The 23,741-nt window shown below is 38.2% G+C and carries 16 protein-coding genes, 5 pseudogenes and 1 other annotated feature; of the genes and pseudogenes, 13 read left to right on the forward strand and 8 right to left on the reverse strand.

Annotated elements, in window-relative coordinates:
• Positions 1–63: 63 nt before the first annotated feature.
• The 3 genes and pseudogenes from G0028_RS19715 to G0028_RS19725 all read right to left on the reverse strand — a co-directional run.
• A pseudogene (locus G0028_RS19715) lies at positions 64–585 on the reverse strand (RNA-guided endonuclease InsQ/TnpB family protein); the annotation flags it as partial.
• A gap of 17 nt (positions 586–602) precedes the next feature.
• A complete protein-coding gene (locus G0028_RS19720; protein WP_015586042.1) occupies positions 603–1,304 on the reverse strand; it encodes an IS1-like element ISPa14 family transposase in 702 nt (233 codons plus the stop codon).
• 59 nt (positions 1,305–1,363) lie between these two features.
• A pseudogene (locus tag G0028_RS19725) lies at positions 1,364–2,164 on the reverse strand (RNA-guided endonuclease InsQ/TnpB family protein); the annotation flags it as partial.
• Between the two features lie 58 nt (positions 2,165–2,222).
• On the opposite strand from G0028_RS19725, the gene tnpA reads away from it, so the two are divergent.
• The 4 genes and pseudogenes from tnpA to G0028_RS21425 form a co-directional block, all read left to right on the forward strand.
• Entirely contained in the window at positions 2,223–2,621 is a 399-nt protein-coding gene (tnpA, locus tag G0028_RS19730) for an IS200/IS605 family transposase (RefSeq protein ID WP_180036180.1), read from the forward strand.
• Between the two features lie 656 nt (positions 2,622–3,277).
• Positions 3,278–4,933 carry an HNH endonuclease signature motif containing protein gene (locus G0028_RS19735; RefSeq protein ID WP_194088768.1) on the forward strand — a complete coding sequence of 552 codons (1,656 nt, stop codon included), beginning with the start codon at positions 3,278–3,280 and terminating at the stop codon, positions 4,931–4,933.
• Between the two features lie 539 nt (positions 4,934–5,472).
• Positions 5,473–6,705: an ATP-binding protein gene (locus G0028_RS19740; RefSeq protein WP_194088769.1), complete on the forward strand. Its 1,233-nt coding sequence runs from the start codon at positions 5,473–5,475 to the stop codon at positions 6,703–6,705.
• Positions 6,706–6,740: 35 nt separating this feature from the next.
• Positions 6,741–6,845, forward strand: a pseudogene (locus G0028_RS21425) (HNH endonuclease); the annotation flags it as partial.
• 131 nt (positions 6,846–6,976) lie between these two features.
• On the opposite strand, the pseudogene G0028_RS19745 reads toward G0028_RS21425, so the two are convergent.
• Positions 6,977–7,138 (reverse strand): annotated as a pseudogene (locus G0028_RS19745) (DUF4236 domain-containing protein); the annotation flags it as partial.
• A gap of 15 nt (positions 7,139–7,153) precedes the next feature.
• On the opposite strand from G0028_RS19745, the gene G0028_RS19750 reads away from it, so the two are divergent.
• Positions 7,154–7,315, forward strand: a complete 162-nt coding sequence (locus G0028_RS19750; protein WP_180047510.1) for a hypothetical protein — start codon at positions 7,154–7,156, stop codon at positions 7,313–7,315.
• 42 nt (positions 7,316–7,357) lie between these two features.
• On the opposite strand, the gene G0028_RS19755 is transcribed toward G0028_RS19750, so the two are convergent.
• The 3 genes from G0028_RS19755 to G0028_RS19765 form a co-directional block, all read right to left on the reverse strand.
• A complete protein-coding gene (locus G0028_RS19755) occupies positions 7,358–7,540 on the reverse strand; it encodes a hypothetical protein (RefSeq protein WP_180035932.1) in 183 nt (60 codons plus the stop codon).
• 126 nt (positions 7,541–7,666) lie between these two features.
• A complete protein-coding gene (locus G0028_RS19760; protein ID WP_180047511.1) occupies positions 7,667–7,837 on the reverse strand; it encodes a hypothetical protein in 171 nt (56 codons plus the stop codon).
• Positions 7,838–8,052: 215 nt separating this feature from the next.
• Complete coding sequence (locus G0028_RS19765) at positions 8,053–8,802, reverse strand: metallophosphoesterase family protein (RefSeq protein WP_180035931.1); 750 nt, start codon at positions 8,800–8,802, stop codon at positions 8,053–8,055.
• A gap of 581 nt (positions 8,803–9,383) precedes the next feature.
• On the opposite strand from G0028_RS19765, the gene G0028_RS19770 reads away from it, so the two are divergent.
• Entirely contained in the window at positions 9,384–11,018 is a 1,635-nt protein-coding gene (locus G0028_RS19770) for an HNH endonuclease (RefSeq protein ID WP_180047512.1), read from the forward strand.
• 120 nt (positions 11,019–11,138) lie between these two features.
• Here G0028_RS19770 and G0028_RS19775 read toward each other — a convergent pair whose 3' ends face one another.
• Complete coding sequence (locus G0028_RS19775; RefSeq protein WP_227554842.1) at positions 11,139–11,777, reverse strand: hypothetical protein; 639 nt, start codon at positions 11,775–11,777, stop codon at positions 11,139–11,141.
• Between the two features lie 23 nt (positions 11,778–11,800).
• Here G0028_RS19775 and G0028_RS19780 point away from each other — a divergent pair, with 23 nt between their 5' ends.
• The 7 genes and pseudogenes from G0028_RS19780 (at position 11,801) to G0028_RS19810 (ending at position 23,703) form a co-directional block, all read left to right on the forward strand.
• A complete protein-coding gene (locus tag G0028_RS19780; RefSeq protein ID WP_180035929.1) occupies positions 11,801–12,385 on the forward strand; it encodes a class I SAM-dependent DNA methyltransferase in 585 nt (194 codons plus the stop codon).
• Positions 12,386–12,596: 211 nt separating this feature from the next.
• Positions 12,597–16,172 (forward strand): hypothetical protein, encoded by a 3,576-nt coding sequence (locus G0028_RS19785; RefSeq protein WP_180047513.1) that lies wholly within the window; start codon positions 12,597–12,599, stop codon positions 16,170–16,172.
• Positions 16,173–16,177: 5 nt separating this feature from the next.
• Positions 16,178–20,161, forward strand: a complete 3,984-nt coding sequence (locus G0028_RS19790; RefSeq protein WP_180047514.1) for a hypothetical protein — start codon at positions 16,178–16,180, stop codon at positions 20,159–20,161.
• Positions 20,162–20,196: 35 nt separating this feature from the next.
• A complete protein-coding gene (locus G0028_RS19795) occupies positions 20,197–21,210 on the forward strand; it encodes an HNH endonuclease domain-containing protein (RefSeq protein WP_373687894.1) in 1,014 nt (337 codons plus the stop codon).
• Positions 21,211–21,330: 120 nt separating this feature from the next.
• Entirely contained in the window at positions 21,331–22,197 is an 867-nt protein-coding gene (locus G0028_RS19800; protein WP_180047515.1) for a WYL domain-containing protein, read from the forward strand.
• A gap of 10 nt (positions 22,198–22,207) precedes the next feature.
• Positions 22,208–22,447 (forward strand): annotated as a pseudogene (locus G0028_RS19805) (BrxA family protein); the annotation flags it as partial.
• A gap of 36 nt (positions 22,448–22,483) precedes the next feature.
• Positions 22,484–23,703 (forward strand): IS3 family transposase gene (locus tag G0028_RS19810; protein WP_194088711.1). Its coding sequence is split into 2 segments (ribosomal slippage): positions 22,484–22,760 and positions 22,760–23,703, totalling 1,221 coding nucleotides; the frame shifts between segments, so codons are not numbered across the junction.
• Positions 22,759–22,875: a sequence feature (AL1L pseudoknot), on the forward strand. It overlaps the preceding gene by 117 nt.
• Positions 23,704–23,741: the final 38 nt, after the last annotated feature.

The raw sequence follows: 23,741 nt of genomic DNA on the forward strand, positions 1-23,741 counted from the left end.
CCGTTTGACATACTCCCACCACTTTCACGATGTTCAAGTGGGGGATTCTAAAAGCAAATGCTCTTAGGCGACTTCCTTACGGATTTCGCTGGCTTTCTGCTTCGTAGGGCGACCTTTACCGCATCTTCCCTCCACAGACAAAACGGTGTGCCCCACCGCCAAAATGTTGCGAGAAGCGTTTATATCCGCATTCTCACTAAAGCCACACTCAATACACTCAAATTTTGCCTGAGTGAGCCTATTTTCTTTTGCAACATGACCGCATGAACTACAAGTCTGACTTGTATATTTGGGGTCAACTTTAACGAGTAAACCACCTCGCCATTGTTGCTTGTACTCCAACATACCCACAAGCATTGACCAACCTTGATCTAGGATTGATTTGTTTAAGCCTGATTTGGCTTTCACATTCTTTCCTTTTTTCTCAATTGTTCCGCTTGCTGACTTCGACATATTGGCTACTTTTAAGTCCTCAACTACGATCATTGCGTGGTTTTTGCTGAGAGTTGTCGTGACTTTGTGTAAGTAGTCATGCCGAATATTGGCAATATGATGGTGTAACTTGTTAATTTTTAGGTGGTGTTTCAAAAAGTATGCTGACATTAAATGAAGCCATTATTGATGTAAAAAAAGGTTAAGTCGAAAGCTTTAAAATGGTTTTCAATCTTTTTTGAAAAATTACAACTCCTTCTAAAACCGCGCCTAATTCGATGCCTTATTTTGCAATTATTACCTTCAATACCTACAGTAAAAAATTTACCAATACTTTGCTTGCAGTTTTTAAAAGCAGTTATGAAACTGTCCCAATGATCACTTGCAATTCGGGTGTAGTGAATACCTAATTGTTTAAGCTTTGCCTTCAATCGTTGAACTGTAGCTAAGTCTCTTTTACCCCAAACATAAGCAACAATCTCACCTGTTTCTCGATGGTAGGCGTAAATAAGCCATTGTTTATTATTTTTATTTCCCACAAAAGTCCAAAACTCATCAACTTCAAGAGACTCATAATGACTTTGTTTAGGCTGAATTTGGTAGGTCGATTCGGTTAAAGTACGTAAAACTTTACCGATACTGATTCGCTCAACTTCAGCGATATCTCGTATACCACTACCTCTGACCATCAACTGTAATATTTTTCGAGTAATGCCTGAATGACATCCTAGATAGCTCAGAGCATGGTCACCAATAAACTGACGTTTACAGTCTTTGCACTGATAGTTTTGTTTCCCATCTACTTTGATGCCATTTTTCTTTATACTGTCACTGAGGCAGGTTGGACATTTGATTTCTAGAGTTATTCGCATTTCTCTATTTTATCAAAATTCAACCTGCTTTGTTTCAGCATACTTTTTGAAACACCACCAATTTTTAAATTAAGTTTTTTCCAATTTTTGCTGAATTTTGTTTTCTTTTTTATCTTGCGTTGAAGTCTAGCCAACTTTACTTGATTGGCTTTAAAACTATTGATCGGGTCGAAAACCTGACCTGTTGAGGTTGTCACCAATTTTTTGATGCCAAGATCAACACCAATGGCTGATTTTGATGGATGGATAGGGGTTTCTAATGTGCTTTCAACACCAAAAGAAATATACCACTTCCCAACATGCTTTGAGATTGTGACGTTTTTAATATCACCTAAAATATCTTGTGATTTTCTGAATTTCACAACACCAATATCGTTAGGCAACTTAACCTGATTGCCTTTAACCCAACAGTATCTATCAAACTGAACAATACGAATCGAATCATAACCATCGGATTTCTTTTTAAATCGTGGCATGAGTGGTCGAAGTTGAACTTCACTGCCATCCGCTAATTTAAAGAATTTTGGTTTTTTAGGCTTGAAAGGCTTTTGTTTTAACTTGGCTTGTTCTTTTTTATCGAAGAATTTAGCCCAAGCATCGCCAAGATCACGAACTTTTTGTTGAAGTGAAACACCATTTGAACTGTTTTCTAAAAAAGCACATTCAGGCTTTTTGCGTAGTTAAGGGATTTTATTAACTAAATTAACTTTATTGATTCGCTCATTATTAGCAAGCATCTCAAATGAGAGAGCTAATATTTGATTCCAAACAAAACGTGCAGAGCCAAGCAACTTGTTTAAAACAAGCTCCTGTTCCGCATTAGGCTCAAGCCTAAATTTATACGCTTTGTTGATTTTCATAAATGAGTGTGTATGTGTTAATATATATAAATACTAGCATTAAACAAGCATTCAAACAATGACTGAAATATATAAAAATCGACATTCAGCCTTTAATTTACACGTACATTTAGTATTTATTACCAAGTACAGAAAGAAAATTTTAGGTGAGTTGCATCATAAATATTTTACTGAGTGTGTGTCTGAAATTTGCAAAGAATTTGATGCGGAATTAAAGGAATGTAATGGTGAAGCTGACCATATTCACATGCTTATTCAGTATCCACCGACAGTTCAGCTTAGTAAATTGGTGAATAACTTAAAATCAGTAACAAGCAGAAAAATGAGGAATGAGTTTTTAGATTTACGTGGTAGTTATGCAAAACCTGTTTTGTGGTCACGCTCATATTTTGCAGGGTCGTGTGGTGGTGCTTCTTTGGACATTATTAAAACATATATTCAAAACCAACAAGGTTAAAATCTGTGAAATTCACCTCTACCCTGACTGTCGGGTGGAGTCCTCTTTCACGTTAAGATAGCATCCTTCCTTGTGCAAATAGCCTAAGCATATATCGTTCAACCTAATGGGCCTAGGAATCAGCGACTTTGATTTGTTCTTTGCTTTCAATTTGATCCATATGTTATCGATTTATATTTTTTTATTTAAAAATGAATAAAAAAATTCTAATTCGGTTTGACCAAAGAAAAAGATACCCATATGATAATTACGTTACAGCAAAATCTGTAATCGGGCGTGGAAACCTGAAAATTACTACAGAAGCATTAAAACCGCTTTAGCGGTTTTTTGTGCTTATTATGCTTAGTTTGCCATTATGGTAGGCCAGGCAGGGCAGTCTATGACTGGCCGTCTTCTGTAGTGCGGTATTTCCACCCCTGTTTGGTCTACCTCCATCTCGTGGAAAAGATGGTTGTAGATAGTTAATTCTAAACTACAGGTACTAAACATGAAGATTTTATTATCTAATCCCCCCATTTCTCTTAGGTCTCTTTTGTTAGCGCTGACTGGATATTGACGGTCATTTAATTCACAGCTTTAACCAAATCGAACTATATACATTTTCAAATTTCGTACTTGAGCGAAAGTAGGAAAGTGTTGCCTGGAGAAAATAAGAAATGGGTTCTACACGACTATTGACCAATATTATTCAGCGTAAAGTCATGTTGCCAGAAGAAATGTCACCTTCAATGCAGCGTGACAATTTTGAAGTGGCACTGACTGATTTTGAAAAGCATCCAATCATCAAATGTTTATTTAAGGCGGATAACCAGCGTTCTACGGAATGTTGGAGCGTGCAAGAAATTGCAAACTTTATTGAGGATTGCACAGAAGATCAAAACATCAATTTATGCATTTTGTATTGGAAAGATATACACGGCAATATTTACATTATTGATGGAGCACATCGTCTTTCCTGTATCTATGCGTGGATTAATAGATATTTTGCGGATGAGCAAGTCACTCAATCACCTAATTTCAATGATCCACAAAAACAAGATATTCGTTACCTCCGCAATTATTTAGGAGATCTCGCTGATTTTCAAAAAATTTGTACTGATGCCGAATTCGCAGAAAAAAAATCGAAATTAGGCGATATTAAAATCAGTTTCAGGCAGGTACTGGGAACTCCGGAAGATGCGCGACGGGTATTTCAATCGATTAACTCAGATACTAAACGTTTAGATAAATATGAGGAATATCACCTAAGAAATCGCGGTAGTGACGCGTATTATGCGATCTATGCCTGTTGTTATATCAATGACAATAAATCTAACCTAGAAGAGCTCCAATATACACGTTTAAATGAGTTGATTGAGTTAGGGGAGAGGATCCACCAGTTACTTTTTTCGACCATTTTATTAGACAATGAAATGAGTCATGGCAAAAAAATTGGCTTGGTCAATGAGCTGATGAATATCATTGCGGGTGATCAGATTCATAATATTATGAGTCTGAATCAGGGGGAGCGCGTTGAAAACCTAATGTCGCATCTGTTGACCATTCTTTGCAGAATAGCGACGCCTGTAAAAAATGCTGGGGTTCCGAGTTTGGGCTTACATCCATACTTATATTTTTATAAGGATCAGCGTTTTCAGATTACTTCTTTTCTTGCATGGTTTTCAATTGTGTATGAAATTCATGAAAGCCGCATGCAGATTCATCATCGAAAGATTAGTTTCAAGGACTTCACCCGGGTACGCCGTAGTATTGAGTTCTTGATCGCCAATTTCCCCGTGGCGACCACCGAAACGGTCGGCAAGTTCGGCAGTGGTATCAAGGGCTATGATCGGCTACAAATTGTCTATAAAGCCTTTATTTGCTTAAGCTTGGAAATGGAGGTTGATTTTGATGATGAGAAATGCCTGAATACCTTTATTCTGTCCATGTCTAAGGCCTTCAAGTACATAAACTTTAACGAGTTCTATGTCGAAAGGTTTTTGGGTGGTTATGATGATGCAGTAGTCAAGAATGTGGTGGGATATGTGGAGTCGATTAGTCCAATTTCTCGGTCAAAGCCAAAGGCCTTTTCGGCATTAACCAAGAGTCTGCTTAAGCACAATTTTCTGGTGGGTAATCATAACTTTTGCCTCATTTGTGATGGATTGATCTATCTTGATTCTACTGAATCGGATCATAGGATTGCCAAAGCCGTAGGTGGGCAAGGCGTTCTAGAGAATGGCCTGCTAGTTCATCCCATCTGTAATAGGATGAAATCAGATCTGAGCCTGGAAGAGATTAGAGCGGATTTGTTTGGTGAATTACTGTATTGAGCAGCAGAGGGGGTAAATTAATTTTCTAAAATTTATCAATGATTTAACTTTTGATATATTCAGCCAATGTGGTTGTTTTTAATTCACTTTAGAATCACAACCAGAAACTAGCTGTAGTTTCTGAATGACCGTCAAGGTCCTTAGTTTCGCCCATAGATTCCCTCTGTGGGCTTTTTTTTGATCAAAAATTGTATAGATGCCCTAAAATAAACCTTTTAGCATTTCATAAGCAATGAGGATTAAGGCTGAGACCATCAGCACAACAAAAATGAGTTCCACTCTAGTTAACATATTAATTCCTTTTACTTTTCACTTAATTTATATAGCAGTTAACTCGTAGCATCAATGAAATAACATAACATGGAAAATAATCAAAAAGACAGAATTTGGATTTTGATCAGATCTACTGTTTGCATGCTTCAACAGTAGCTTTGAATGTTTCACTTAAACTTTAAATTTTTTTTAAAATTGAATATTTTTACATCTAGGTTCTAAACTTTGATAGAATTAATTAAAACTTTAGATTTCAAGTGTAAACAATGAGAAGCGCTAATATTCGACGTGATGGCTACTTAAAATTTCTGAATACATGGCAAGACCGTGATGTCATTAAAGTGCTTTCGGGTGTACGTCGCTCTGGAAAATCCACCTTATTGGCGATGTTTCAACAAGACCTAAAAGCACAGGGTGTACAAGCCGAAAACATCATTGCCATCAACTTCGAATTTATGGAATTTGAAGAACTCACCGATTACCGTAAACTACATGATTATGTACTGTCTAAAGTTGATAAAAGCAAAAAAAACTATGTTTTTTTAGATGAAATACAACATGTTAAAAATTTTGAGAAAGTAGTCGACTCCTTATATGTTCGGGATTATATCGATTTATATATTACAGGCTCAAATGCATTCTTTCTAAGTGGAGAACTTGCGACTTTACTTACAGGACGCTATATCGAGCAACACGTTCTACCTCTGTCATTCCAAGAATTTAAACAGTGGCATATTGAAAATAATCCGATCATCCAACAATTATCCAATCGTGATTTGTATGCCATGTATACGCGCAGTAGTTTCCCTTATACGCTTGCCATGACTAGCCAGCAGGAAACTTATGATTACTTGCAAGCGGTTTATGCCAGTGTAATGTTTAAAGACGTTATTCCCCGTTTGAATACTGCCGATATTAACTCTCTCGAGCGTGTCGCAAGATATTTGGCAAGCGTGACAGGCTCACCTATTTCCATTAATAAAATTAAAAATACCTTTGTTTCAAGTGGGGTTAAGATTTCATTTGAAACAGTAAAACGCTATATTCAGGGCTTACAGGACAGTTTGTTATTTTATAGTGCCGCACAATTTAAAGTACGCGGGCGTGAGTTATTACAATCCTCTGAAAAATACTATTTAGTTGATGTCGGATTGCGCCGGATTATGTTGCCTGATGCTAATGCTGATCAAGGTCATATCTTAGAAAATGTGATTTATCTTGAGCTTGTCAGACGAGGTTATACGGTCTATGTAGGGCGGGTTGATGAATATGAAATTGATTTTGTTGCTGTCGATACTTTACAGAATTTAACTTATTATCAGGTGGCATTAGAAACGCTCAATGAGGAGACACTCAGCCGAGAGTTACGTCCATTACAGAAAATTTCTGATTCGTATCCCAAATATTTACTTACCTTAGACACGATAGGGACTGAAGCAAATTATAATGGTATTGTAAAAATGAGTGCTCTCGATTGGTTGCTATGTGAAAATAAGTAAAGTTGAGGGTAGTCATCGGCACTTCTATTTATTGATCAAAACCCAAAGACTTTTCAGCATTAACCAAGAATGTGATCAAGCATAATTTCTACTCCATTTGTGATGGATTGATTTACCTCGACTCGATTGAGTCAGATCATCATGATTGAGCTACAGTCGCTTACTGAAAGTAGCGAGAATTGCGCTGGAGTTTCTGAAGGATATTAATTCCTTAGTTTGCCCATTCATCCGTGTGGGCATTTTTTTTGATTAAAATACAATGCTGTTCTTGCTAAAAAATGACGGCACCCACCATAAAACACAATATTCCAAAAATAATCCAAGGCCAGATCTTTGTCTTCGGTTGTTCTAAATTCTGAGGATTATATTCCGTGTGTTCTAGCGATGTCGGTTGTGGAACACGGGTCTTTTTAGAGTAAGGCTGGTGTTTAGAGAGAGGTGGTTCCACTTGTTTGAGTCTATTGTTCAATCCAGCTTATCTTCTACAAGCGATAGTAGATATCCTGCATGTGATGAATTATCAATGGAAACGGATGATAGAGATGTGTTGAAAGAAACTGCTGAAGCTATGTACGCATCTACAGGTGATACAATTTGGTTAAGCTTTTAAATATAAAATTCAAGCGCTTTATATCGTTTCAATGAGCAGAGTTCAAAATTGCTTGAGTACGTCATCAATTGATATTTCCTCTTCTACATAGAAAACACCATTTTGGTCTGCTTTCATTTTTTTAATAGTATTACCTTGGATTTTATGGATATCGAGTAGATCTTTAAGTATTTGATCTGCAATTTTATTCTTCCAATCATTTTCAGGATCTAAAGGAATCGACATGAGTTTCTCCTAGTTCGGATGTGGTATAAATTTCATTATCAGTATCACAGAAAATTTGAAATAAATTGATGTAGTGGAAAAAGTGGCCAAATATAGGTATGAACATTTAAACGTGGATAATGAGCTTTATTTATAGGCAAGCTTTTGTAGTTCATCTCTATGTTGATGAATTACACGTTTTAAATGATGTAGTACAATACGTTGTGTTGCTTGACTGTTGTCAAATGCCATAGGTATAACTTCAATAATTGGGCGTGATCTTTGTTCAATATTTTTAAAATCGATCGGTCTTCTCATTTTGCCATAAAACTTTATTGGTGTTATGTAATTTTATACTAATTCTAACTATGAGCTAAAGCTTAAAAGTCCTAACAGCACTATTGAGTACCAAAAAACATGTGACGACACTTATTTTAGGTTTTGATAGGACTAATGCTTCATCATTAATATTGCAGACAATTTTAAAATCGAGTTATCTGATGCTTTAAAAAGGTTTCAGAAAAAATATCTATTTAAACTTCGATGATCAAATTTTCTCTAAACCCATTTTTACCTTGCTCTGGTGGATAACCCAAAGGATTGATCACTAATCTACATCCATCGACTACAGTATCCACTGATGTATGCGTATGTCCTGCAATCCATAACTTAAACCCTTTTACATCTAGGTCATTAATAAAATAGGGATTGAGGGCTGATGCAACAGGGTGCGTACCCCAATATGGATCAAGACAAGCTAAATGAGGTGGAAAATGCGTAATAACGATCACATGATCTTGCCCTCTAAACTGCAAAATATTTTGATGATATTTGTTAAATAGTTTTATGTAGTCATCGGCGGTTATAGGTCTATTTTCATTGCTAATCATGATTTGATCAAAATCATAAATCGATTGTTCAGCATCTTTTTGGGACTGTAAAAGCACCTCAGGAGATATAAGTGGAGAATTGGAGCGAAAGTTCGTAAACAGCGTGCCACCTACAAATATTTTATCTTGAATTTTGATATGGTTGTCATCAAGTAGTGCATTTTTTGGGTAGTTTTCTTTCAAGAAATTCACGACTGAACTGTAGTTAGAGCTGTAGTAATCATGATTACCTAAAACAAAGATAAATTTTTTATTCAGAGATTTACATTTTTCGGCAAACTCAATTGCACCACTTAAGCGATTAGAAAAATCGCCAGCGTGAATAATGACATCAGCTTGCTCTGATATTGAATATTTAGAATTGTGAGTATCCGATAAAATTTGCAGTTTCAATCTACTTCCTTTATTAAATCACGCTGCTTAAATATATAGAGTTTCATTGCGATTAGTTTACAGCAACTAAATATTGTAGAAATTATAAGATACTTATCTGTATTCTTAAGCCTCTAAAAATATAGGTAATTATTTTTGAATCAATTGATTAAATATTGATCATAAAATTTGACCAATTGAATTTATGCACATAAGATAAAGATGTTACAGCAAAATCTGTGACCAGGCGTGGAAACCTGTTACTCAACGAACTAAAGAGTCGCTTTTAGTGGCTCTTTTGTGTCTACATGGCGCTTTTATGGTAAGCCAGGTAGGGCAGTCTTTGACTGGCCGTTTCGTTGAGCGGTATTTCCACACCCTATTTGGTTTGCCTCCATCTCGTGGAAAAGATGTTGGCAAACGACAATCTATCAACGAGGTTTAAAATGCATCTTTATATTATTTCTATCTGTTTTTTCTCTAGCAAAAAGATACTTCTGAGTTGATGAGTTTTTAATTCATTTATCACTGATTTTAATTTTAATTACTTCTAATTTCGTAATCTCACGAGATCTAGAGAAGTATTGCCTAGAGAAAATAAAATGGCTCGTACTAAGCTTTTAACCAATATTATTCAAAGAAAAATGATGCTGCTTGACGAAATGTCGCACTCAAATCTGCACCATAACTTTGAAATATCACTTTATGACTTCGCCAACCATGAGATCCTAGAAAAACTATATAAAGCAGACAATCAACGCTCCACAGAGTGTTGGAGCCCTGCTGAAATTCAGGAGTTTATTCTAAACTGTTTGAATGATCGTAATGTCAATTTATGCGTTCGCTATTGGAAAGATGCTGCTGGTAATATTTATATCATCGATGGTGGGCACAGGATTTCAATTATCTATGCTTGGATCAAAAGATACTTTATTGATGAGCAAGTAGCAGGAGCCCCAAAATTCACGGCACCACAAAAACGAGATATTCGTCAGATTCGTAATCGATTAGGTGGATTAGCTGATTTTCAAGAGTTATGTAACGATTCTGAGTTTCAGCAAAAATTAAAATCAACCAAAATTAATTTTATTGAAGTCATTGGGACACCTGAGGAAGCTCGAAAAGCCTTTTGTTCAATCAATTCGGATACGAAGCGATTAGATCCAGATGAAGAATATCATTTACAGAATAGGGGGAGTGATGCTTTTTATGTGATTTATGCGTGTTGTTATATAAACGATAATAAATCCAACTTGGCTGAACTGAATTACGAGCGGATAAATGAAGTGATCACTTTGGGTGAGCAAATTCATGATCATCTTTTTAAGATAATACTTTTAGAGCCGGATTTAACACACGGTAAAAAAATCGGCTTGGTCAATGAACTCCTGAATATCATGTTTGGTGATACTTGTCAGAATAATGTGAGTATAGACCAAGGTCAGCGTGTAGAAAATTTAATGCTAAAACTTAGAGTTGTGCTGTGTCGTATCGCTACACCAGCAATTAGTATTCGGATTCCAAGTCTGGGCTTACACCCAAAACTATATTTTTATAAAGATAATCGTTTTCAAGTGACATCCTTTTTGGCCTGGTTCTCTATCGTCTGTGAAATTGAAGAAGACTGTTTTGAAATACAGAATAAAAAGATAGATTTTATTGGATTTACTCGAGCACGCCGTGGTGTTGAAAGTTTAATTGAAAAAATTCCTGTGGCGATCAAAGAAACTGTCGGTAAGTTTGGTAGCGGGATCAGATCACATGAGCGATTGAAAAACGTCTATCAAGCATTTATCTGTATTGGACTCAATATGGATTTAGATTTCGAAGATGAAGTTTGTTTGAACACCGTCATTCTTTCGATGAGTCAATCATTTGATTATATTAATTTTAATGATTTTTACCTTGAACGTTTTGGTGGTGATTATGATGAGACCATTGTGGATGATGTTGTGAGCTTTGTGAAATCAGTAAGACTAACAAAGAAGAAAAAACCTCTAAATTTTTCACTCGCGACCAAAAGAAATCTTTATCAACGTGAGGAAAGGAAAACATGGAGCTATTGCGAAGTATGTGATAGCGCTCTATACCTTGAATCGACTGAAGTAGATCATCGAGAATCGAAAGCAGAAGGTGGTTACGGTGTTTTAGAAAATGGAGCAATTATTCACCCGATATGTAATCGTTTTAAGTCAGATCGTGCTTTGGAAGAAGTAAGAGCAGATTTATTTGACTAAAAAGATAAGGGAGCAAATGCTCCCTTATTTTTTTGTTTTTTAGTAGACTGGGGTCAGTGTTTAGCCTAAGTGCAAAATCAATAAGTATTTGGACACCCATTCTTCTTTAAGTTGGACACTTTAATAAACGTATTCATTAATTTTGCAGTGTTCCTCAGTTGGTAATGTGAATACCATGCCACTCACCAACGAGCTAATACGATTACTTTCAGCCTTACGTTGCTTGGTATTCACCGACAGGGCATAAATGATCATTGTGTCCCGATACATTTTTTCAGGCTCAACTTTATAGTCAATTTCCGCAGCACAAACCATTTTTCTACTAACTTCGTGTGACGCTCTACGATAGACCTCACGATCATCACTAGCCAAAGTCAGCTTTCTTCGTAATTCTTGTGCATACTGCATATATACGCTAACAAATTCAGGGTTATTCCCATATTTGAGCTTTATGTATCCCTCAATATCATCACGCACACCATTACTATTTGCATCAATCCCACCAATGGTTTTTGTTTTATCTTCATTTTTTAGGAATTTTGATGTTCTCACTTCTTTTAGTGAATTCTGAATACTTGGATTAAGAAGCGAGGAACAGGCCATCAAAAGTATACTTAAGCAACTCACTGCAATAACCGCTTTTTTCATAGGAATCATTTTACTTTTTTCTTTTAAATTTCGTTTTAGATGCAAAGAGTGTCCAATTAAAAGAAGAATCTGTATCCAGTACGATATACTATTAAGTGTCCAATTGGGCAAGAATATGCACCTAAGCAACCAATATGAAAACAATAGACTATTACAACCAATACGCAGATCAATTTTTACAAGCCACGTTGTATGTGGATATGGAAAGCCTATACCAACCATTTTTAGCTGAGTTGCCAGATTCAGCACGCATCCTGGATTTAGGCTGTGGCTCAGGGCGTGACACTTTGGCTTTTAAAAATAAAGGCTATCAAGTTGATGCTATCGACTATTCTGAAGTATTGGTCGAACGAGCGAGCCAACTGACCGGTATCGCTGTTCAGCAGCAAAGTTTTTATGAGCTTGATATGCACGATGTTTATGATGGGGTATGGGCATGTGCCTCTTTACTACATTGTGCTCGTAATAGACTCCCTGATGTTTTAAAACGTATTCATGCTGCATTACGCCGTGGGGGTGTTTGTTATATGTCATTTAAATACGGCACAATAGACCGAGTAAAAGATGGTAGAGCATTTACCGATTTAGATGAAGAACAAGCTAAAGAATTACTAGATCAGTTGGATAGGGTTACTGTATTAAAACAATGGATTACTGTAGATAAGCGTCCTGATCGTAATGAGGAATGGCTCAATCTGCTTTGGAAAAAACATGCTTAATTTTATTCCCACTGCACAAGAACAACTCAAATTTCTAAAGAATATTCAGCTGATTTTACAGTCAGTGTAGAGTGAAGAAAAAAATTTAATATAAGGCTTATATTTACATTCTTAATTGAAAAAAATATGATCAAAGTTCAGACAGAGGATTTTGATATTTAATAAATATAAAAATACCTCTTAGTGCCAACTTTGTCATGGATAAAACTTAATGCAATTAAATAACAATGGTTCTAGTACTGAACTAAGTACACTCGCACCTAAAATAATTCTTTCCCCTTTATTAAAAGCCATGGTGGGGACTCTTAAAAACCATCAATCAGATCATTTCTTCAATTATTATGGGCCTTCTCATAATCTGCATTTTGATGCGACCGCTTTTGTGTCTGCAGTATTTAAGCAGATCGGGACTAAAAACGATTCAAAGCCAATTTATAACATCATCAAAGATATTCAATTATTACCTGAAGATTCAAAACTCAGAATAAGCACTTTATTTGATAAGGAATCTGAAGCTAAAACTGCCCAGACCTATCGTGATTTAGACCAAGTGATGTCTGAAATTGTTCAGCAAGTACTTCAAAATGCTCCGACAGGTATGGCACTGAATTCTCTCAACCAATTCTTAGGCGATCTCAAATATTCTGATCCAGTGATTGCCAAAAATTCTCAGTATCCTATGCAAGTCAAAGGACAATCTAAAGTAGCTTCTTTGCAATATACAAACGACTTAAAAGCAAAAGATGGCGAATTACGACTTTTCACTGTTACTGAAGAAATCAGCAAACCTCAATGGGTGAAAGAGGTTTGCGAGGCAATCAAAGCCATTGTGAAGCAGTCCTACCCAGCTGGTGAAAAGATGCCATTAGAGGTTGCTGAACGTATGCAGGAAATTCTTGATGATGAATGTTCTGCTGAAAATAATGATATCCAAAATCTACTTCATTTCGTAGAAATCAAAGCACTATCACGAGCTCGTATCCGAAATTGCTTCAAAATTATGGAAATCATTGCGGATCACATTGATAAGACTGAGCGTAACGATTTCAAGCGTGAGTCCGCTGTTTCCTATATCCGTAAAGCAATTGCTTTCTTTCAGATTTTTGGTAATCGAATTGCTCCATGGAATGAGGAAACAACGGAAACCATTAAGGACTATGGTATTGACTTTGGTGCTATCTATGGAGCTGTAGGTAAAGTTGATTTTAATGGTTTGCTGGCCTATGTTGGGGCAACAGATGCTTTGCCAATCTGGGTAAAACCAAAAATTGAAATGAATGATATTCGTCATGAGGATAAGGAAGGGCTATCTCTAAAACGTGAAGTCACTTATGCCTTTCGGGTGAATGGGGAGTTTGTTAAAGAGGAAAAAGTAAGTTCATTTAACTCTAAGTTGCAGATCAATTATAAGACAAGCAAATGCAACCGTTCGGGTGCAGATACTATGCTGACTGCTTATGAAGCTCGTCTGCATACTATCAATAAAGCATTGCTGCTGAAGGATATTGTTGATGATAAAGGTCAGCCGATTTCTGAAGAACGATTAAGCAAAGAGTGCTCAGATCGCGTTGCTCAAGTAGAGATGTTCCAGCTCATTATGATGTACTTCGTCCTATCTGGGGCAGACATGAAGATTTCAGATTTTGAAGGGGCATTCAATAAACTGGTTGATGCATTCAAGAATCCTCAAAAAATCCGACTTAACCTTACTCGTATCTTAGACGAAAAGCTCAATACCGAAAAAATGCATGAGCGAATGGAGGTGATCACGTCTACGATCACTACAGCGCTAAAAGCGAATCTGGATTCCATCATTAGTGAGATGGAAAAGGATAGTAGTCTTAAAACTGTACTCTACATCCTTCCAAGTATTGTGAATCTAGATGTATTCAAGAGTTCAATTGGTGAAGATGCGGAACAGTTCTTTAGTATATTTAAGGGTAAAGAATCGAACTTTTACAGCTACATCTCGATAGTGGATGCTAGCCGTAAAAAGTTGGCGAAAATGAGCCAAGACGAAATCATTCGAAAGAATGATTATGCTCGTAAAGCCCTAAGCGAGATTGAGTTTAATTCCACACTGAAAATTCGAACGTTGGTACCGATTGAGAATCCTAATACCGACCTAGATCAATTTGATGTCGCTCGTAATCTGAATATTCCTTGTTTACCAGTATTGATGGTGCCGACCAACAAGAAGGTCAGCGACAATGGGCTGCCACATTTTTATCATCCTGAGAGCTTAAGTTATGACAACTTGTTATCTAAATACAAGGTCATGATTCATTATTCATCTAAGCTATTTCGATTGAGTGACTTAAAAGGCGGCCATGCTCAATTATGTTTGGATGAAAAAGAAAATGCTTTGATCATCAGTACGTCATGTTTTTCGATTGCGATTCATCTATTCCTTAAACATCTGATTAAAGAAGTAAAAAATCAACTGGGTATCGAAGAGCGCTTATATGTACCTGTAATGCGAATTGACTCAGTTGATGAACATGAGAATGAAGAAAAAGCCCAATTTCAAAGGAAATCAAAAAAGATCCAAAAAGGTGGGTTTAATCCTGAGTGTAAACGAGCGTATGCCACCGCTTATACCCTTGAGAAGTTGCTGAACAATGATGATGCTATTGTGAAGGTACAGGGCCTTAAGTATCAACCAGATCCTATGCCTTATGGTAATCAAAATGGTGAGCGAGTTTGTGCCCCGGTGAATCTCGCTATGGATAAAACAGTGACTTACCGTATTCAGGCTGCAATTGAAGCACTGTCAGGATATTCAGAAATCATCATCCCATTTGAGGGCACTAAGGACAAAATTGCCTGTATTAGTTATAACTCTCGACCTGAGAATGATGTGGAATTTAAGTATCAGCATCAGAAGGATTTGCTACTTCTTAAACCAGATTATGGCTACATCTGCTACGTCTATACACTTGAGCGTATCAACGATAAACAGGGTCGCTTATCACTACAGAAGGTCAGTCATGCCCCAGTTGCTGAAGACAATCTGAGAACAAGTAAGGCGATGCACCGTATCATCGAAAAACTGCAGTCAGATGGTTTTGAAGATGTTGTATTGCTTTCACACCATTTTGCACAGCGTAAGATCGGTAAGACTGAAACCAGCAACTTGATTCATGAAAGTGAAAGTGCTTTGGATCAACTTGATCAGTTGTTCCCGAATATGAATTTCTATCCATTCCAGTCTGATACGATCCCAGCACTGAGCTTAAAAACCAGTGATAACAGTCGTGTCTATGAGGTACCGCACCATCAGTACCATACTGCGATCATCAATCAAAAAGAATATAAACAATCCTTGTCCGTATATAGCTTTGCGACTAAACGTACTGTGGGTGTTCGTACTCAGAATGGTATTTGTTCGTATTTCTATATGCTAACCAGTCAGGAGCATTCGATTCATAACGATAAGCGAATTAGATTGCACAGTAAAATTATTGATGTGAATGATTCCAATGAAATGAAATCAATTCGCTCTGTATTGCGTGGTCTGCATTACTTTGAGTCTGAACGTCCTACAGCTGGCAAAAACTTCACTCCGGTACTTGAGCCTTCCCATATTCGTGGCACTACTGGCATTCAAGAGCTTGGTGAAGTCATAGTGTCGAGTCGTCTAAATAAAGGCGAAGTTGTCATGAGTCTGCCAGCCTTAATCGGCAAGCTCGAAGAATACGTTATTCTGATGAATGAAGACTTGATTGAGCCAATCGAGCCGTCTCCAGAGGGAGCTGAAGAAATTTTAGCGACTGATGTGGAGTAAGCGCCGTGGTGAACAATGAAGCCAAAGTTTGGGGCGAGGTTTATGAGATCGCTGTTAAACGTGGTTCGATTATGGCTTTGCTTGATGCAAAGCTATTATCAGCCAGCCATCCTGTAGTAGCAGAATGGAATAGTAAACAGATTGCTGATGTCTTTCAGGAAATGAAGGAAGCGCTATATAGCGATGTCATTAATGCCGCTATCCATGAAAATATCGAAAGCTATTTTCAGCAATTGATAAAAACTGGATTCGGGCATGGTTATACCAATACTCGTGAGTTTCTAAGAAAGATCAAGCCAAAAGGTATTGCAAGGGCTAAAACGGCGAATGCAAGACCAAATTGGAGCTTATCTGGCATCTGGTGTCCACTGACAATGCCAAATGATATAACCCAGACCATTGTAGATGACTACACAACTGAGGAAGAACATATTGCTATTAAAGCCTTCAAGGAGAAGGCGTTGGAAACATGGAATCAACAATTCAGTCTTACCCACGCTAAAATGTTTGGTAAGGGTATGTTTGGTCGTGCTGATTTCTTGGCGGTAATCAAAGTCAAAGCCAACTATCATGTGCTGGTTCAGGAATATTCATTATTTTACGTTTTAGGTGAACCAGAACAATTCAATGCCAAGGATTCTTGTACCTATTTGCAAGAGTACAAGCGTTACATCAAACATTCTGAATCGCAAAGTGTTTTCTCATACGTGAATGCAGAAGCTCAAGAGATCCCATTTAAGTTCTCAAAAAAACTACGTGAATACTTGAGAGCCTATGTCCGTAAGGAAAAAGTCCTATTTAAGATGGCGCAAGGCTGTTCGTATGCAACCACTTTTGTTGATTCTTTTAAATGGAAGTTTGAACAAGATGACATGCCAAATATTCGTCTGAGTGTGATGGCGATCACCAGCCGGGGAAGTGAATACATTTCTGCTGAATTTTCGGATAAAGATAAATCCCCAGAGCTGGAAATTATGTATCAGCTGGGCAAGGAGTATCAGGATAACGTTCTGAGTCTGGACGATATGGATGAACGTACGAAACTGCAAGTTGAGATTCTGAATTATCTGGTGAATGAACCTGTCAAAAACATCTCGGAAATCGTGTCCAAAAATATTAGCGATATTTCCTACGGTCAGGATCTTACTTTCACTATTACCGAAAGGCTTAAGGATTTTGTGAATCCTAACCAGCCACTGGCTTTAGAGTGGGTTTTTGACTTGATAGATCGGCAAGTCGATGACGAAGACCATAACCAAAAACTTAAAGAGATGGTGCTGGCTGAGTTTAAAACAATTCGTAAGGGAAAAATTGAGAATAAAACTTCATTCACCTTACGTGATTTGCATAAATCCGCCGTAGTACTGGCACTGAAGGAAAGTAAACAAGGCCAAGTGAATTTCATCTGTTTGACTGGTACGCCGGGGATTGGGAAAACATCGAGCGTTAAGACTTTGCTGGCAGATTTGGAAGGCTTTTTTTTCTTTTATACCAGTCCACGAGTGTTGATTAACGATGATGTGGTCAGTGATTTATCTAAAATATCAGCTACGATTACCAGTAACAGTGATGTGGTGACACAGGCACAGCAAATCTATTCGAAGATTCACAATACGGATTGTAAGGTGAATGCGCGTGGTGCCGCTATTGTGGGTGGTGTTGAAGATATGAAGATAGATCATGGCTCAAGTGTTCTATTGTTCAAACAAGATGAATACCGAAAGCTCAAAGACCTGGAACAGAATGCAAATGCCAATAGACGCTATGCCAATACTTCAGAATCTAAAATTACGGCAACCAATAAGAAGTTTGCCAGAGTGTTTGATTCATTAGGGGAAGCGACCCAGCAATTACTTGTATTCCATCCAGAGCTCAATAAACTGACGATGACTGTAGCAAGTCAGGCATTCATGCCATATAACACCACACCAGCTGGACCACGAAACCCAAGGGAAAACCAAAATAAAACTGTGGCAGCTTCCAGTTTGGATGGGCTGGAAAAAATGTTCCAATACAAAATCGATAAGAAGCCGACAGAGGCCAAAATCGAACGGAGAGAGTTTGCCAAAAAGTTCCCTAACATTGTGGTGATGTTTGATGAAATTACAGGGGATTCAGGTACACGTACTTTTATCAATGAGATGCTGAAATTCCTTTCCAAAAACTTCATTGAACCGTTTCAAGGTAATTCTCCATTTACGGTGACTGTGATTCTTGCAGATGCATCCCTTAGTAATGTGAATGCAATCCAAAATTACATGAAGAAACAGGACCAGTTACCAGCAAAAATGTTCATCTCTCCATCTTTGGGTAATTTCCCATTCAAGATGCAGACTGCAGATCTGGATGATGGTAACTCTGTTCGTTCTAGTATCCATATCATGGCGAATTGTTACCCGGCAAGTGATCTTAAAATCCAATATATGCTCAAGCAATACGCCGTAGTCCCTGAAACAGATGATTTTGGATTGGATAAGAACCTGACTCATCTATTTCGCCAGAAAGCTGGGGAAAGGACTCAACAGACTGCTATCGAGCTTATTCAAAAGAATCTTGAAGATGGTAAAAAGCAAGTTATCTACTTTGCTCAGGATAAAAATGCATTGGCCGCACTCAGAGATGCATTAGTCGATGAAGGAGTGGTTGGACGCTCTAAGATTGGCATTTTTGATAGCCAGTTAATGGGATACCACCGTACAGAGTTGCTGGATCGCAAAGAGACATTGCAAGTCGTACTGATTACTTCGACTGCGGCTAGGGGGATTTCATTCCCGAACTGTGATTCAATCATTGCTGCCATGCCTCGTTTCGCAATTGAAGCCTCTTTAATGGAAATCGCCCAGCTTGTTTACCGGGGACGTGGTGGATATTTGGATAAAGAGAAAAATGAGTGGGTCAACGGCGATGAACGTGATCGTTTGCTGACGATTCTGGTAGAAGATTTCTACTTGGTATCTAATGATGAAACTCAGACAGAGCTTGAATATAAAGTTAAGAGCTCATTGGATATGCTCTCAATTTTCATGCTTATTCGTGGGACTTTATACACTCGTATCACTGGGGATGCTGGCTTCAAAAAAACTCAGATCGCCATGATCCCAATTGGTGAGGTGAAAGATAAGACCAGTGATAAACCGGGGCTGGCTTCTTTGATCAGGGATTTCATCAAGGACGTGAATAGTGTTCTTTATAAGATTACTGCAACCGAAGGTGAGTTGGTTGGAAGGCTTAAGGCTGTGGTAGAGAAGGCTCAAACAGTTTACTCAGCAAATAAGCTCACTTCTACCTATAGTACTAAGACCAACAAATACCGAAGTTTTTACACACCTGCATTAACGCCTGAGTTAAAAGAACTTCAGTTCTACGAGAAATGGTGCCGGGAACATCATTCGCTTAAGTCCAGATTACTCACCATTAGCGATCAGGAAGATGCTTTGACGATTCCTGAAAATATCTATATCTGTGGGCCTATGATCATGGAAGATCGCTCAAACTTCGGTAACAAGGAGTCGTTTGATATTGCCAATGACAATCTCTCACAAAATTCTTTAAGGAAGTTCCTAAATGAGTTAATCGCCCTGCAGAGGGGATACCCTCAGTTGAATGCTTATAAGAACATTCAAAAGCATATCAGGGAGATCACGAATATGATTTCTTCTGTTCTTGAATCAGAAACGGATAGCTATACAAAGGAAGTTGAGCAACAGGGAATGATGCGTAAGCTCTGGGTGACGTACCCGGTAGCGGCAAACGAGCTGGTTAAACTTCAAGACAAGAACTTTGATAAAGACTGGTTTGATGCATTGAGCTTTGAGCTGAGAGTGAGGAATGCAGAGTTTCCGGTAATGCCAGAATATCGGGATCATCCATTTCGTGGTACTCAGCAATTATCAGGGCATCCAGTGTTTGAAAGGTTGTTCGAGCAGACAAATTTCATGCTTTGTCGTGAATTAAACTTGGTGAATACTTTGACTATGTTTAATGAATGATTCAAATTATATTATCTATTTAGTAGAGGATTAATGTGCATATACCTGCTGCACAAGAACAACTTAAATTCTTAAAAAATATTCAGCTGATTTTACAGTCGGGTAGTTTTAGTAGCACCTATAAATTTGCGTTGCTGATTAGCCTAAGCCGATTAGCTATTGAAAAAGGTAAAGATTCAGGTGAGAGTCTATCACTCGAATATACGGATATTGCTGAGAAGTTTATCGAGCTATATTGGAAGCAAGCAGTGCCATATACCTTTAATGATGAAGGCCAACTGATCTTAAATCAAAATAATGGTAAGCAAGCAGCGATTGTAAATCGAATCATTGGGCTTCGTCAGAGTTACTCATCCCTTGGACTGTTAAGACGAGATTCATTAGTGTGGTTGAAGCTAGTTAAAGATGTCGCTCGCACTGTAAAAGACATGCCAGTCCGTTATCTGCAAAACATCAATGGACAAAACTTTGAGTTTCTATACCGGCTTGAGCAATCAGGGAAGCAATTAATTTTATTACCGCAAGTCATGTATTGCTTACGACAATTTAGTGAAATTATTGAAGAACTCTGTCAGAAGCGCTGGATTGATTATATTCGTAGAAATAGTAGTAATGCCGAGATTTTGAATAAGTTACCAAACCTTGAGCAATTTATGTTTGAGCCGAGCCGAAATCAGCTTAATGCAGTTGCTACAGTATTGGTAGAGATGCAGGAGTGCAGATGCTTTTACTGTAATAAGGAAATGAAAAAGAATAATTACGCCGTAGACTATTTTATTCCTTGGTCAATGTATCCATCAGATACCGGGCATAACTTTGTGTTAGCCGATTCCCGCTGTAATTCTAAGAAAAGCAATCTATTGGCCTCACATGAATTTCTTTATAAATGGCAAGAGCGTAATGAAGAACAGGATTTGATTATTGTGGATCGGATATCAGTGCTCGGTTTTTTAACAGATAAAGAGCGGTCACATAAAGTGGCGGAGTGGGCATATGCTCAAGGGAAAGAAAATAATTATTTAATGTGGATGGGGGAAAATAGCAAATAAATCATGGCTCCCCTGAGATTAGACTAAAAATCCAATTGCTTTAAAAATACCGTAAAAAATGTTTACTGTACATTTGCTATGGGGTAATCTTAAAACTACTATTTATTGACTGATTGGTATATGACGACAGATAAGCATGAAGTCCTTCTCAGAATGAGAGCCATTGAACTCCTTGCATACTGGGAAGGTCGTTTGGTTACCAATCGTTTGATGAGCTGGTTTGGATTGAGTCGACAGCAGGCTTCTGCGGATATCAAGCGCTATAATACGCTGTATAACCCCGATGCCTTGATTCATGATCCCTCAGTCAAGGGTTATGTGCCTAAGGCCAGCTTCCAGCCTGTACTGACTACAGCGCATATCAATGAATATCTCAATATGCTGTCAGGTTTGGTTAGTGAATCGCATGCCCTGATTGCGACACCAGAACCGAATCTTGCAGCAGTTCAATTACCTGATCGCAGTGTACGTCCTGAAGTGATTCGGGAAGTTTTGCGTGCCTGTCGAACACAAAGCTGTCTCAAAATTATTTATGCCTCCATGCAGAATCCGCAGTGGCATGAACGCATCATTTCCCCACACACCCTGGTGTATACCGGTTTTCGCTGGCATGTCCGTGCCTATTGCCATCAGAGCAAGCAGTTTAAGGACTTTTTACTCTCCAGAATTGATCGTACACCTGTTGTGGTGGCGATTGAGTCAGTAGACCCTGCTCAGGATCAGCAATGGCATGAAGAAATTGTACTGACGCTGATCCCTAATCCAAAATTGAATGAAGCTCAAAAAGCGCTGGTCGAAAAAGACTTCGGCATGCCTGATGGCAGATTACAGATTTCGGTCAAAAAAGCCCTGGCTCACTATACTTTGCAGCGATATCAGGCCGCGATCACGCTGGCTGAGGCGGATGATGCCTTGAAATATCCCTTGGTACTACAACGCTCAGATATCGAAAAGCTGTCGTCTTACCTGTTTGATCAAGCTTCATAGGAGATTGGCCATGTTAGAACAATTTCATTATGACAGTGACCTGATTGGTGGCTCCCTGATGGTGCGTGAAAGCCGGCTGATCGCGGATCTGTTATTACGAGAAGCGACTCCAGAACAATGGCATCAGGCAATTCAGATTGACAATATTCTGCAAAAAAGAACGCCTGCTTCAGCCCAACGTAACGCCACTGCCATTCGTAAGCGTCTGGAGCGCTTAGAGCCTGATTTCTGGAAAGTGAACCGTACCGGGTTTGTCGGAGACCAAGCTTTCTGAGAGAATGTCCCGATGAAAAAAGTAAAATATACCCCTGAAATCAGAGAAAGAGCGGTTGAATTATTGATTGAATCCGAGAAAGATTATCCATCGAATTGGGCTGCGATCACCGCTATTGCTCCCAAGATAGGTTGTACTCCTGAAACTCTACGTGTTTGGTATCAAAAATATTTAGATAAACAAAACCCAATTAAAGTACAGCAACTTTCAGATCAAGAACGTATTAAACAACTCGAACGTGAAAATAAAGAACTGCAACGTGCTAACGAAATTCTACGTAAAGCAGCCGCTTTTTTCGCCCAGGCGGAGCTCGACCGCCCACACAAATAATGGTAGATTTCATCCATAACAATAAGGCGTTATATGGTGTTGAGGCGATTTGCAGGATTTTACCGATCGCGGCTTCTACCTATTATCGAACACTAGATTTCGTTGAAAACCCAGAACATCGAGCAAAGCGAGATCTACATGACTTGCATCATGCTGAACAAATTAAACGAATTTGGAAGGAAAGTTCAGGTCGATATGGTGTGCGTAAAGTTTGGCAAAAATTGAAACGTGAAGGCTATGTTATTGCTCGCTGTACAGTTGCTCGATTGATGCAAAAACTAGGTATACAAGGTGTTTGGCGTGGTAAGAATAAACAAACTACCCGTAGCCGAGAGGATCAAAAACGAGCAGATGACTTGGTGAAACGCAATTTTAGTGCTGATCATCCTGACCAGCTATGGGTCGCTGACTTCACGTATATTCAAACAAATTCAGGTTGGGTTTATACTGCATTTATTATTGATGTCTTCTCACGAGCAATTGTTGGATGGAAAGTATCGACACGGATGAATACAGATATGGTGCTCGATGCACTTGAGCAAGCGTTACATGCTCGAGACATGCCAAAGAATGTGATTCACCATAGTGACAGAGGGGTTCAATATCTTTCCATTCGCTATACCAATCGTTTAGAAGCAGCAAATTTACGAGCATCAGTCGGTACGACCGGTGATTCATACGATAACGCTTTGGCTGAAACAGTGAATGGCTTATACAAAACAGAGGTGATTGAATATTTAAAAGCAGACTGGCAAGGTTTAGCGGATGTACAACTTGCGACATTAAATTGGGTAGATTGGTTCAACAAAAAGCGTGTACACAGCGCATTGGGTTATGTATCGCCTTTTGAGTTTGAAGCAATGTACTATGATAAGATTAACCCGTTAGGTCACGTGGCCTAACTTAAATAAAAAGTCTCCGACAAACCCGGTACGGTTCA

The organism is Acinetobacter piscicola, assembly GCF_015218165.1.
In the GTDB taxonomy this organism is placed as follows: domain Bacteria; phylum Pseudomonadota; class Gammaproteobacteria; order Pseudomonadales; family Moraxellaceae; genus Acinetobacter; species Acinetobacter piscicola_A.